Raw genomic sequence first — 12,581 nt, 5'->3', positions numbered from 1 at the left:
AAGGAATGTGGGCAGGCAAGATTGATCTACAGCCGTTGCCCTATCTACGCAGCGGTCCCCGACCAAGCAGTGTTTCAGCTATACCCACGCAACAGGATCCAACCTGAACAGCTTTGACAATTGCTCATAAACTTCCGGGTTTTCATGCTTGAGGGCTTGCGGCCGCTCGAAAAACACTTCGACCGAAACGGCAAAGAATTCTTCATGACCCTCGGCGCCGTACGGATCGATCACCGTTCTACGCCCGCTCTCAACCGCATGAACATGGGCCTCAAAGGCCGTCAGAAAGACGCGCTCCCACTCGGCAAAGGTCTGACCTTCAGCCAGCAATGGAACACCATTCGTACCCCCAGACAGATCGTCGATCTGGTGGGCGAACTCATGAAACACGACATTGTGCCCGTCATGGTCATCTCTGGCACCCTGCTTACTGTGGGCCCATGACAGGATTACCGGTCCGCGATCCCAGCTTTCACCAGTGCGCACAATCTCCTGCTCAGTCACCACGTAACCGCTGTGCCTGCGTTGCTGGGATTTGAAAGCGTTCGGATAAATCAGGATTGTTGTGAGGTTGTCATACCACATGTCACTGTTAACGACGAGGATGCAGGCCTGCGCAGCAATGGACAACTGCATTTCTTCGGTCACTTCCAGATCATCGCAGCCAATGAAATCGACCTGATCCAAAAACAGGTTCACCTTACCTTGCAGCCTGTCACGCAAATCCGGAGGTAGCCGTCTTACAATCGGCACCATTGCCTCGATGACCGCACGCTGATGTTCCGACAGAGGCGTTGCAAGAAGTGTGGCACGCGCCTGTTTCCGGGACCAGAAATAGTAGCCCATCCCCCCTGCAACCAGCAGCAGAATTGCAAAGAAAATCAACATGGCACAACATCCCAAAATTTTGTCAGCGTATGACACCCGAATGTCATCCGGAACTCAACATAGGTGTTCTTGGTTCTGAACGACACCATTCCGGTAGCTGAAAATTCACAGCGGCTTGCCGAATTAGCCCTGAGACGTTCAGCCATTTGTCGGGAAAGTTCATCCTGATGCGCCTGGCTGTTAGGGCAGATCTCTGCTTATAGTTTGGCAAGTGAATGCACCAAGAGCGTTTGGTACAAATCAAACACTCCCCCGGCGATTCTACGTGCGAAACCAATCAATCCTGTTTTTCAGACGTCAGCTCAAAACGGCATGCAGTAATTTGATCAAATTCCGTGACATCGTATTTCTCCTCGGCTACACCTTGCGAGAGCAAGACCAATGGAGTTCCCAATGGACCTGAGTACGCTGCACACCTTTCGCGTCGCCGCTTGTGACCTCAACGGTCAGATGCGAGGCAAGCGTGTACCCTCTTCTTATGCTGCAAAACTCGACAAGGGTGCAGTCCGGATGCCGTTCTCAGCACTCAATGTGGATCTCTGGGGCGCTGATATAGATGGCAGTCCGCTGGTATTTGAATCTGGCGATGCCGATGGTGTTTTGCTTCCGACAGAGCGCGGTCCGGTACCGATGCCTTGGCTTGATACACCAACGGCGCTGGTTCCGATGTGTCTTTACGACGACGATGGTAAGCCGTTTGCCGGTGACCCGCGCCACGCATTGGCAACGGTTTTGACCGAATACTCAGAGCGAGGCTGGTCTGTTATCGCAGCTACCGAGCTTGAATTTACATTGTTGGATGCGTCCGGTTCATCACCAATGCCACCAATCAACCCGCTGACGGGCCGTCGCCTTTCAGACGAGGCTGTATTGTCCATGGCCGAACTGGACGCGTTCGATGCGTTTTTCAACGACCTTTACGATGGCTGTGCGGACATGGGAATTCCGGCCCAGACCGCCATCTCGGAAAGTGGGATTGGCCAGTTCGAGATCAACCTGAATCATCAGGACGCGATGCGCTGCGCAGATGATACGTGGCTTTTCAAGGCTTTGACCCGCGGGCTTGCGCGCAAACATGGGTTCTCGGCAACCTTCATGGCCAAACCCTATTCCGAAGATGCAGGCAACGGGATGCATGTGCATTTTTCGGTTGTGGATGAGAAAGGCCTCAATGTTTTCGATAATGGCGGTTCGGAGGGTACCGAGGTTTTGCGCTCAGCCGTTGCCGGTTGTCTTGCGGCAATGCCCGGCAGCACCTTGATCTTTGCGCCCCATGGCAACTCTTACACCCGCCTCATCCCGGGTGCACACGCCCCGACCGGTGCCAGCTGGGCCTATGAAAACCGAACGGCCGCCATCCGGATTCCCGGTGGCGCGCCAGCGGCACGCCGGATCGAACATCGCGTCGCGGGCGGGGATATCAATCCCTATCTCATGTTGGCCGCTGTACTGGGGGCCGCCCTCAATGGCATCAAAGATGGGTTACAGGCGCCCGAGTCAATCTCGGGCAATGCCTATGAGATCGACGGCCTTCCCCAACTGGCCGGAGATTGGCAATCGGCCATTGCGGGTTTTGAAACCGATCCGCAAGTCGCGCGCATCTTCCATGCCGATCTAATCCGCTTTATGGCGATGACCAAGCGGCAGGAAATCACCCGCTTTGCAGACCGCCCGGCCGAGGAGCACTGGCTCAGTTATCTCGAGGCCGTATGACCCTCTTGCCCGTTGTCTGAGACTCGGCTAGATTAAATTTGATCAAATTTGGTGACCCATGAAAATCGGCATCCTTCAAACCGGCCACTCACCTGACGAGTTGACCGATAAGTTCGGCGAATATGACGAAATGTTCCGTACGCTTCTGGACGGTAACGGCTTTGAATACGAAACGTTTTCGGTTGTAGATCAGAAGTTTCCGCAAAGTGTTGATGATGCGGACGGCTGGATCATCACCGGCTCTCGTCACGGTGCATACGAAGACCATCCCTGGATACCCCCACTCGAGAATCTGATCCGCGACATTCAGAAAAGCGGTAAACCTCTGATCGGCGTGTGTTTTGGCCATCAGATCATCGCCCAAGCCCTTGGCGGGACGGTTGAGAAATTCAAGGGTGGCTGGGCAGTCGGTCGAACTGAATATGATTTCGACGGTCACAAGGTATCCCTGAACGCATGGCATCAGGATCAGGTCGTCGAACTGCCCGATGGCGCGCAGGTGCTGGGTACCAACGATTTTTGCAAGAACGCGATACTCTCCTACGGTGATACGATCTGGACCGTGCAGGCGCACCCGGAATTTTCGAATGGTTTTGTCGAGGGATTGATGCAGACGCGCGGCAAAGGCGTCGTACCCGATGACCTGATGCAGGATGCCGCAAGCCGACAAGATGCCTCGAACAGCAACCCGGAAATCGCACGATACATGGCGGATTTCTTAAAGAAAGCGAGGGCCTGATGGCCGATTGGACGGATAACCTGCCGCAGGCGGCACAGGACTATATCGATGGTCATCGCCTTGATGAGGTCGAGTGCATTATTTCGGACCTGCCCGGCATCGCACGAGGCAAGGCAGTTCCCGCATCAAAATTCGCACGGCAGTCTTATTTCCACCTGCCCGACAGCATCTTTTACCAGACCATAACCGGAGGTTGGGGAGAAGCGGCAGGCGAGGACGGGTTCATCGAACGCGACATGATCCTGAAGCCGGATTTCTCAACCGTGTCAGCCGCCCCCTGGACAGGCGACTGGACATTGCAGGTGATCCACGATGCTTACGACCGCGAGGGGGAGCCGATCCCCTACAGCCCGCGCAACGTGCTGAAGCGGGTTGTGCAACTGTATCGAGACAAGGGCTGGAACCCTATCGTCGCGCCGGAAATGGAGTTCTTTCTGGTTGCCCGCAATGTCGACCCTGCGCAGGGCATCGAGCCCATGATGGGCCGCTCCGGTCGTCCGGCAGCAGCACGTCAGGCCTATTCGATGACGGCCGTGGATGAGTTCGGGCCGGTGATCGATGACATCTACGATTTTGCCGAACATCAGGGTTTTGAGATCGATGGCATCACGCAGGAAGGCGGTGCCGGACAGCTTGAGATCAATCTACGCCATGGTGATCCGGTGAAGCTGGCCGATGAGGTTTTCTACTTCAAACGGCTGATCCGAGAAGCTGCGCTTCGCCACAATTGCTTCGCCACCTTCATGGCAAAACCGATCGAAGATGAGCCGGGATCGGCGATGCATATTCATCACTCGATCACGGATACTGAATCCGGGCAGAACATCTTCTCGGGTCCTCAGGGTGGTGAGACTGACGCGTTCTATCATTTCATCGCTGGTCTGCAGACCCATCTGCCCGCAGGTCTTGCTGTGATGGCGCCCTATGTGAACTCCTATCGTCGTTATGTGAAAGACCATGCCGCGCCAATCAATCTGGAATGGGCGCGCGACAATCGCACTACCGGTATTCGCGTTCCCTTGTCGGGGCCTGAAAGCCGCCGGATTGAAAACCGCATCGCCGGTATGGATTGCAACCCGTATCTGGGAATCGCGGTTTCACTTGCTTGCGGCTATCTGGGACTGACACATCAGGAACGTCCGCGCCGACAGTTTTATGGCGACGCCTATGAGGGCGACGGTGACATTCCGCAAGTCATGGGCGAAGCGCTGGATCTGTTTGATGGAGCCGAAGCCCTGCACGAGGTTCTCGGACCGGAGTTTGCGCGTGTTTATGGCATAGTCAAACGGGCAGAATACGAGGAGTTTTTGCAGGTAATTTCCCCGTGGGAGCGTGAGCACCTGCTTCTGAACGTCTGACGAGGGCGCTGAATGAACCTGCTTTACAGCAATGATACGCGCGGCGCTTATCCACCCAGTTGGTACGCCGCTACCGCACATGGTGCCGAAGAAACCGCTCCACTGAATGGGCAGGTAAAAGCCGACGTTTGTATTGTTGGTGGCGGATATACCGGATTGTCGGCTGCTCTGCATTTGGCCGAGGCAGGATACGATGTGGTGCTTCTTGAGGCTCATCGTGTGGGCTTTGGCGCTTCGGGAAGAAATGGCGGACAACTGGGCAGTGCCCAGCGCATGGAACAGGAAGACCTGGAGCGGCTTGTCGGAGACGCAGATGCAGCCAAGCTCTGGGATTTGGCCGAGGATGCCAAGACACTGGTCAAAGAGCTGATCGGGAAACACCAGATCGAGTGCGATCTGAAGCCCGGCATCGCGACTTTGGGTTTCACCGATACCGAGCGAGACGAATTACACGAGCATGCTGCGCACTTGTCGGGCAAGTATGGCTATGACCAAATACAGCAACTGGATAAGGCGGCCGGGCATGATTTGTGCCCCTCTCCGGCTTATTCTGGTGGCTTTCTGGATATGGGTGCCGCGCATCTGCACCCGTTGAATTACGCGCTCGGGTTGGCACGGGCTGCTATCAAAGCCGGAGCACGTCTTCATGAAGGGACGGAGGTTCTGGCGGTTGACGAGGGGCAGCAGGTCACTATCCGAACAGAAAATGGTCAGGTGACTGCGGAACATGCGATACTCGCCTGTAACGGATATCTGGGTGATCTGAACCGGCAGGTTGCTGCACGCGTTATGCCGATAAACAATTTCATTGCTGCAACAGAGCCCTTGGGGGCTGATGTTCAACAGGTTCTGACCAAGGATGTAGCAGTCGCCGATACCAAGTTTGTCGTGAACTATTTCCGGCTGAGCGCCGATGGACGTCTGCTATTTGGGGGCGGTGAAAGCTATGGCTATCGGTTCCCGGCTGATATCGCAGCCAAGGTCCGCAAACCCATGGTCGAGATTTTCCCGCACCTGCGCGATGTGAAAATTGACTATGCTTGGGGTGGAACGCTGGCGATCACTATGCGGCGCATGCCGTATCTGACGCGGCTCGCCCCCAACATCCTGTCCGCTTCGGGCTATTCCGGTCACGGGGTTGGCACCGCCACCCATGCCGGTCAACTGATGGCAATGGCTATTCAAGGCCAATCCGAAGGGTTCGACACGATGAGCAAAGTCCCGTCGCTGCCTTTCCCGGGCGGCCCTGCTCTGCGTAGCCCCCTATTGGTGTTGGCAATGACCTGGTACGCAATGCGCGACCGGTTGGGACTGTGACTTTCTAAACGCAACAATTTGGTGAAATTTCGCCGACAGAGCGAATGAGAGCTTGGCTTGCCCGCATCCTGACTTTATCTTTACAAAAGATAGAATTCGGGAATTCCAAATATGACGCTTCCACCCAACGTTCATGACGCCGAACCCATCCCAGCAGCAGCACGAGAAGCCATCGATGCATTGATGCAGTCGGGGGACTTGTTCCGCTACACCGCACCGCAGGATGCACCTGTCGCCCTGCTCGAGGCTGAGTTTGCGGAATTGCTGGGCTCCAAGTACGCGCTGGCTGTTTCCTCATGCTCAGCCGCGCTATTCCTGTCGCTCAAAGCTCTGGACCTGCCACGGGATGCGCGGGTTTTGATCCCCGGCTTTACCTTTGCCGCTGTACCATCATCGGTGGTTCACGCAGACTGCATTCCGGTTCTTTGTGAGGTTGGTGAGAACTATCGCATCGACATGGCAGACTTTGCAGTCAAACTTGATGACGTGCAGGCTGTAATCATCAGCCACATGCGCGGCCACACGTCCGACATGGACGCCATTATGGACCTGTGCAATGCGCGGGGCATTCCGGTTATTGAAGACGCCGCACATTCGCTGGGCACAACCTGGCATGGTCGCAATATCGGTACGATTGGCAAGGTGGGATGCTTCTCGTTCCAGTCCTACAAGATGATCAATGCAGGCGAAGGTGGCATCCTGATAACTGATGATGCCGATCTGGTCGCTCGTGCCGTCATCATGTCGGGCGCATATGAACACAACTGGAAAAAACACAAAGGTCCGCGGGGTGATAACTCACCGGAATTGGAACAGGCCTTTGCCCGCTGGCAGAACCAACTTCCCCTGTATAACCTGCGCTTGAGCAACCTGAGCGCGGCCGTCATCCGCCCGCAAATCCCCGAGCTTGCGCGCCGTGTACGCGATGGCCTGGCGAACCACGATTATGTGGCCGAACGCCTCAACACGTCACCCTACATCAATGTCCCTGCCCCACTGAAACCCGAGCGTCGCGCGCCGGATTCGATTCAGTTCAATCTGGTCGGGTTGGATGAGGCTGAAACACGCGCCTTTGCTGCCGCGGCAGATGCGCGTGGTGTCAAGGTTCAGGTATTTGGCCTGAGTGAAGACAACGCCCGTGCCTTCTGGAACTGGCAGTTTTTGCCTGAAAAGTTCGACCTGCCCCAGACACGCGATATGTTGATGAAAGCATGCGACGTGCGTCTGCCTGTACGTCTGACGCGGGAAGAGCTGGATGTCATCGCCGATATCCTGCTGGCTTCGGTCGCAGAGGTAGCTGACGCGGTCCCGGCCTACGGCACCTGACGTTTAGTCGTCGCCTAACTGAAACAAGTCAGGTGACAAGAACAGCGCATCAATCCCCTCAGGGGTTGGTGCAATGCGAGACAGGATGCCGACCACCTGTAGTCCCGTCTCTGTCTGCGCCAGTAGCGGCGCGCCAGAATCTCCCATCATCACTGGACAATTCGCTAGCATTAACCCGCCCCTATATAGGCGCGGATTGCAATTGTTTGTCCGGCTTAGCACATGCGGACGAAGACCCGGATAGCCAGCGACAAAGGCAGCGCCCTGCCCAGCCATTGCGACGCCCATGAATCCGACCTTTTGACCAATAGGCTCATTCAGTTCCAGAACAGCCCAATCCAATTCAGCACGGCTTATGAAACTGCCGTCCACTCCCTGCTCAGGGGCCAAACGAAATTTTGTGACCGACGACACGGCAGCTGCCTTGCCACGCTGATACCCGGCGGCGAAACGAATGCTCGACGGGGGTAACCAACGCTTGCGGGCGCTGTTGTAAAGGCAATGCGCTGCAGTCAGGACCAATCGTTCAGATACAAGGACGCCAGTACAATGTGAACGCTGATTTCTACCCGCAAAGTTGACGCGCCCGATCGCCCGCCAAGGGTCTTGAGACGCATCTAAAACTTCCCGGGCACGGATATCACTGCAGCCCAGAGCCGTATCTTGGCCCAATGTGCAAATTGGCTCCCAGGTTTCTGAAAACTGCCCCTGCGCGAACACTCCTCCTGCCCAGAGCAATGCACCAAGCAGGATGAGCCATCGCATCCATATCTCCGATCAGCTCAGCTTTGAGAGCTTCTGCTGCAACTCGGCCAGTTGTTTCTTGATGTCGTCGAGGTCTTCCTTTGCCTCTGGCTTGGCCTCTTCTTCGCTATCAGGTCCAGACCAGTTGCCGGACAACCCACCGGTCATCGCTTTCAAAAACGCTTTTTGCTGCGCCTGCATCGCATCAAAGCCCGGAATGCCACTCATGGGATTCATGGCATTCATGTTTTCCATCATCTTGGTCTGGCTTTCGCGCAACATCTCGAACGAGCTTTGCAGGAATTGAGGCATCATGCCACCGCCAGGGATCATGTAGCTGCGTACCAGATCGTTCAGGACGTTGACCGGCAGAACGTTTTCGCCTCGGCTTTCGTGTTCAGCAATGATCTGAAGCAAATACTGACGTGTCAGATCATCACCGGTCTTCAGGTCTATGATCTGCACTTCGCGCCCGTCGCGAATGAACCCGGCAATATCCTCAAGCGTAACGTAATCGCTGGTCTCTGTATTATACAGCCGACGACTGGCGTAACGCTTTATCAATAGCGGTTTTTCTTGTTCTGACACCGGTTACCCTCCCCAAGGATGATGCGTTGCAGCAGAGGTTATGCGACTGCAGAACAAAAAGAAAGGGCAGGTCAAGCGACCTGCCCTCTTGCGATTACACCGATTGGGAGGAATGGGTGCTTGTCGCGGACTTACCTTACTTGGCAGCCGATGCTTTTTTCGCAGCAGCGGTTACGTCGTTGGTAGCTTTCTTGACAGCTGCAGTTGCGTCTTCTGCAGCTTCTTTGCCGGCAGCCATCAGCAGTTCGATGGATTCGGACTGAACTTTCTTTGCGATTTCTGCGAATGCAGCCATGTTCTCGGCAGCAACTTCGGCAGACGCGCTGGCGAAATCAGTTGCGGCTTTGGCATAGTCGGCAGGCTCGGCTTTTGCTTTCGACATCTCGGTCAGCTTGGCCAGGGTTTCCTTGGTCCATTTGTTCGAGATTTCTGCCGACTTCTCAGCTGCTTCCAGAGCAACACCCGACAGTTTCTCGTTCAGAGAAGCAGTCGATTTGAATGCATCTTCCAGAGCAGATGTGTCTACCGGGAATGCGCCCATCATGTCTTTCATGATCGCGGTAAAGTCTTGGGTCTTTGCCATTGTCATAATCCTTTTTGCCGAACCGAGCCCACCCCGGTTTTCATCAGCTTGAAGGCAATATGATTGCCGCATTGCAGCATTTCAAGTTTTTTCTTGCTGCAGCGCAGAATATTTTTAGTTTCAGTGTAAAATCAGGCGCTTGCTTTGACCACAACATAGGTACCTGGAGCAGGCCCCAATGACGGGTGGCTCGAATCGCCAGGTTCGCGAGCTGGCACTTGCTTGCCTGAACGCTTCTTCAGCCAAGCCTCCCACATCGGCCACCACGACCCTTCATTGAAGGTCGCATCTTTTAACCATGTGTCAGCGTCTGCCTTCAGATCCGCGTTTGTATAGTGCCCATACTTCTTCTTGCTTGGGGGATTGACGATCCCCGCAATGTGACCAGATTCCGACACGACAAATGTCTTGGAACGCGACCCCATTTTCTGCACACCGCTATAACAGTCTTTCCAGGCCGCGATATGGTCAGTCTGGCATGTGATGGCCATCAGCGGCACATCAACCTCGGACACTTTCAATGTGTGCCCCATCAACTCGAACCCGTCGGTGGCGAATTCATTGCGCTGACAAAGTCCCCGCAGATACTGCACGGCCATTTTAGCCGGCAGGTTGGCACCATCTCCGTTCCAATACAGCAGATCAAAAGCCGGAGGTGTTTCGCCCATCATGTAGCTGCGGATCGCGGGGCCATATATCAGGTCTCGTGATCTCAGGAATGAGAAGGTGCGCGCCATGATCCAAGATCTCAGCAGGCCCTCCTTGTTCACTTCCTCTTCGATCCCGTCGATGAAATCATTCTGCAGGAAAGGTGTGAACTCTCCCTGATCCGAGAAGTCCGTCAGCGCCGTAAAAAAGGTTGCCGACTTAACGGATTTGTCTCCCCGTTGTTTGAGCAGTGACAGTGTGAGGCTGAGAGTGGTGCCCGCGATACAATACCCGACAGCGTTAACCTGCTTGACCTTGCAGATCTTCTTGACCTCATCAATCGCTGTCAGAAAACCGTCCTGAATGTAGTCCTCCATCCCGGTATCGGCATAGGATTCATCAGGGTTGACCCAACTAACGACAAACAGAGTGTACCCTTGCTCGGTCACCCATTTGATCAGACTGTTCTGCGCCTTGAGATCCAGAATGTAGAATTTGTTGATCCACGGCGGGAACAACACGATCGGGGTCTCATGCACCGTATCGGTTGCTGGCTTGTACTGTATCAGCTCCATCATTCGGTTGCGGTAAACCACATCGCCCGGAGTGGTCGCGATATTACCGCCAATCTGGAATGCGCTTTCATCCGCCAGCTTGACCACAAGCTCTCCATCATTGGCTTCGAGATCGGAAACCAGGTTTTCCAACCCCTGGATCAGCGACTGCCCTTCGGTTTCAACCGCTTTTTCCAGTGCATCCGGATTTGTCGCCAGAAAATTGGTCGGCGACATCATATCAACGATCTGCTGCGAAAAGTACTTCAGCCGCTGCCTGTCCTTGGCATCCAGATCTTCAACCGAGGCAACAGCGTGTGCGATAGCCTCGGCATTGGTCTGGTACTGCTGCCTGACCAGCCGGAAATAGGGGTTTGTCTCCCACAGTGGGTTCGAGAAGCGCTTATCACGGGGTAATTCCGCGTGCTCTTCAACCTCGGCACCGGTTAAAGCTTGCTGCGCCTCAGCAAAGTTCAGAACCGATTTGCCCCAGTATTCTATCTGCTGTTCCAATAACTTGGCAGGATTTTGCCAAGCCTCGGCCCAGTAAGCTGTTGCTGCTCGTGCAAAAAGCTCTTGATTCGGACCATCCAGCGCGGGGGTGTGTGGCTTTTTTGTCGCCATGACTTCGATCAGGCGCTTCGACAGCTGCTCGACCTTTTCCATATTTTCCTTAATACGTTCAATATGTTCGTCGGTCATTTCGGGTGCTTGGCCTTCACTTGTTGTCATTTTAACAATTCCCCCCTAACCTCGCTGCTATGCAGAATAACGTCGTGGGTGCTGGGGGGCAAAGCGGCGAATGGTCCGAACTCTCAGGCTGACACTCAGGAGGCCCCGTTTCATGCGCTATATGATGACCTACGACCTCATGGAAACCATGCGCAACACCAATCAGTGGCTGGGTGCTACGGCCAGTGCGATGGCGTCGTATCCGTTGTTTTCCATGGTCCCCAATCCCGCGTTCAGCTGGATGGCTGCATGGGGTGAGGTCACCGAGCGTACATTCCAGCGCATGATCGTGAAGCCCGACTGGGGCATTCGTACGTTTACATGCGAAGATGGCAAGGATCATCTTGTTGATGTCACCACAGTTATTGAGCGTCCCTTTGGAGACTTGATCCACTTTCGCGTGAATGGGCGCGAAGAGCAACCACGCAAAGTTCTTGTGGTTGCACCGATGTCGGGCCACTATGCGACGCTGCTTCGGTCGACGGTCAAAAGCCTGCTGGTCAATTGCGAGGTATATGTCACCGACTGGCATAATGCGCGCGATATCCCGGTTTCCGAAGGCAAGTTCGATGTCGAGGACTACACGCTCTACCTTGTCGATTTTATGAAGGAACTCGGCCCGGACACGCATGTTGTTGCGGTTTGCCAGCCTGTTCCCCTGACCTTGGCCGCAACCGCGTATCTGGCTGAAGTCGATCCAAAAGCACAACCCAGCACGCTGACCCTGATTGGCGGGCCGGTCGATCCGGACGCAACCCCTACCGAGGTCACCGACTTTGGCCGTCGGGTTACCATGGGCCAGCTGGAAGAAACCATGATCCAGCGGGTCGGCTTCAAATACAAAGGTGTGGGCCGGATGGTATATCCGGGTCTGCTGCAACTGGCCTCTTTCATGTCAATGAATGCCGAACGTCACAGCAAAGCGTTCTCGGACCAGATCCAACGCGTGGTTCGTGACGAGGCCACCGAGCATGACGCTCATAACCGTTTCTACGACGAATACCTTGCTGTGATGGACATGACGGCCGAGTTCTATCTGTCGACCGTCGAGCGTATCTTCAAAAACCGCGAGATTGCGCGGAACGAGTTTGTCGTGGCAGGTCACAAAGTGGATATCGGGAAAATCACCGACGTCGCCGTCAAAACGGTTGAAGGTGCGAATGACGATATTTCGGCCCCGGGACAGTGCATTGCCGCATTGGAACTTTGCACCGGTTTGCCTGACAGCAAAAAGGCGAGCCATGTTGAGCCCGGCGCTGGCCACTATGGCATTTTCGCTGGCCGCAGCTGGCGCGACAATATCCGCCCTCTGGTCATCGACTTCATGAATGACAATCAGCGCAAGCCCAAATCCAAGCGGCGCGCTGCCAATAAGAACAGCGCAGCCTAAG

General features: G+C 55.0%; 11 protein-coding genes. 6 read left to right on the top strand and 5 right to left on the bottom strand.

Features of this window, described 5'->3' with window-relative positions; translation table 11 throughout:
* Window positions 1–78: 78 nt before the first annotated feature.
* Window positions 79–888, bottom strand: a complete 810-nt coding sequence (locus ACR0IO_RS05510) for a M90 family metallopeptidase (protein ID WP_480739973.1) — start codon at window positions 886–888, stop codon at window positions 79–81.
* Between the two features lie 393 nt (window positions 889–1,281).
* Between ACR0IO_RS05510 and ACR0IO_RS05505 the strand changes: the two genes are divergently transcribed.
* The 5 genes from ACR0IO_RS05505 to ACR0IO_RS05485 all read left to right on the top strand — a co-directional run bounded on the left by ACR0IO_RS05505 (window position 1,282) and on the right by ACR0IO_RS05485 (window position 7,341).
* Window positions 1,282–2,601, top strand: coding sequence for a glutamine synthetase family protein (locus ACR0IO_RS05505; protein WP_480739971.1), 1,320 nt, complete (start codon window positions 1,282–1,284; stop codon window positions 2,599–2,601).
* 58 nt (window positions 2,602–2,659) lie between these two features.
* Window positions 2,660–3,340, top strand: a complete 681-nt coding sequence (locus ACR0IO_RS05500; protein WP_480739969.1) for a type 1 glutamine amidotransferase — start codon at window positions 2,660–2,662, stop codon at window positions 3,338–3,340.
* Window positions 3,340–4,698, top strand: coding sequence for a glutamine synthetase family protein (locus tag ACR0IO_RS05495; RefSeq protein ID WP_480739967.1), 1,359 nt, complete (start codon window positions 3,340–3,342; stop codon window positions 4,696–4,698). Before ACR0IO_RS05500 ends, ACR0IO_RS05495 begins: the two co-directional genes overlap by 1 nt.
* A 12-nt stretch (window positions 4,699–4,710) precedes the next feature.
* A complete protein-coding gene (locus ACR0IO_RS05490; RefSeq protein ID WP_480739964.1) occupies window positions 4,711–6,015 on the top strand; it encodes an NAD(P)/FAD-dependent oxidoreductase in 1,305 nt (434 codons plus the stop codon).
* A 111-nt stretch (window positions 6,016–6,126) separates the two neighbouring features.
* Window positions 6,127–7,341 (top strand): DegT/DnrJ/EryC1/StrS family aminotransferase, encoded by a 1,215-nt coding sequence (locus ACR0IO_RS05485; RefSeq protein ID WP_480739963.1) that lies wholly within the window; start codon window positions 6,127–6,129, stop codon window positions 7,339–7,341.
* A 3-nt stretch (window positions 7,342–7,344) separates the two neighbouring features.
* On the opposite strand, the gene ACR0IO_RS05480 is transcribed toward ACR0IO_RS05485, so the two are convergent.
* The 4 genes from ACR0IO_RS05480 to ACR0IO_RS05465 all read right to left on the bottom strand — a co-directional run bounded on the left by ACR0IO_RS05480 (window position 7,345) and on the right by ACR0IO_RS05465 (window position 11,190).
* A complete protein-coding gene (locus ACR0IO_RS05480; protein WP_480739960.1) occupies window positions 7,345–8,106 on the bottom strand; it encodes a trypsin-like serine peptidase in 762 nt (253 codons plus the stop codon).
* Between the two features lie 12 nt (window positions 8,107–8,118).
* Complete coding sequence (gene phaR / locus ACR0IO_RS05475; protein WP_170335186.1) at window positions 8,119–8,673, bottom strand: polyhydroxyalkanoate synthesis repressor PhaR; 555 nt, start codon at window positions 8,671–8,673, stop codon at window positions 8,119–8,121.
* Between the two features lie 136 nt (window positions 8,674–8,809).
* Window positions 8,810–9,256, bottom strand: a complete 447-nt coding sequence (locus ACR0IO_RS05470) for a phasin family protein (RefSeq protein ID WP_155151549.1) — start codon at window positions 9,254–9,256, stop codon at window positions 8,810–8,812.
* Window positions 9,257–9,387: 131 nt separating this feature from the next.
* Window positions 9,388–11,190, bottom strand: coding sequence for a PHA/PHB synthase family protein (locus ACR0IO_RS05465; protein WP_480739954.1), 1,803 nt, complete (start codon window positions 11,188–11,190; stop codon window positions 9,388–9,390).
* A gap of 112 nt (window positions 11,191–11,302) precedes the next feature.
* Here ACR0IO_RS05465 and phaZ point away from each other — a divergent pair, with 112 nt between their 5' ends.
* Window positions 11,303–12,580 (top strand): polyhydroxyalkanoate depolymerase, encoded by a 1,278-nt coding sequence (phaZ, locus tag ACR0IO_RS05460; RefSeq protein WP_480739952.1) that lies wholly within the window; start codon window positions 11,303–11,305, stop codon window positions 12,578–12,580.
* Window position 12,581 lies beyond the last annotated feature (1 nt).

This window comes from Ruegeria sp. CE12, assembly GCF_056537525.1.
The sequence above is the reverse complement of the archived record's forward strand: the minus strand, read 5'-3'. Positions and strand labels throughout refer to the sequence as shown.

Bases quoted from the DNA above. Each gene is read 5' to 3' on its own strand.
- ACR0IO_RS05495 (WP_480739967.1), top strand. From the start codon at position 3,340: ATGGCCGATTGGACGGATAACCTGCCGCAGGCGGCACAGGACTATATC.
- ACR0IO_RS05500 (WP_480739969.1), top strand. From the start codon at position 2,660: ATGAAAATCGGCATCCTTCAAACCGGCCACTCACCTGACGAGTTGACC.
- ACR0IO_RS05505 (WP_480739971.1), top strand. From the start codon at position 1,282: ATGGACCTGAGTACGCTGCACACCTTTCGCGTCGCCGCTTGTGACCTC.
- ACR0IO_RS05480 (WP_480739960.1), bottom strand. From the start codon at position 8,106: ATGCGATGGCTCATCCTGCTTGGTGCATTGCTCTGGGCAGGAGGAGTG.
- ACR0IO_RS05465 (WP_480739954.1), bottom strand. From the start codon at position 11,190: ATGACAACAAGTGAAGGCCAAGCACCCGAAATGACCGACGAACATATT.
- phaZ (WP_480739952.1), top strand. From the start codon at position 11,303: ATGCGCTATATGATGACCTACGACCTCATGGAAACCATGCGCAACACC.
- ACR0IO_RS05490 (WP_480739964.1), top strand. From the start codon at position 4,711: ATGAACCTGCTTTACAGCAATGATACGCGCGGCGCTTATCCACCCAGT.
- ACR0IO_RS05485 (WP_480739963.1), top strand. From the start codon at position 6,127: ATGACGCTTCCACCCAACGTTCATGACGCCGAACCCATCCCAGCAGCA.
- ACR0IO_RS05470 (WP_155151549.1), bottom strand. From the start codon at position 9,256: ATGGCAAAGACCCAAGACTTTACCGCGATCATGAAAGACATGATGGGC.
- ACR0IO_RS05510 (WP_480739973.1), bottom strand. From the start codon at position 888: ATGTTGATTTTCTTTGCAATTCTGCTGCTGGTTGCAGGGGGGATGGGC.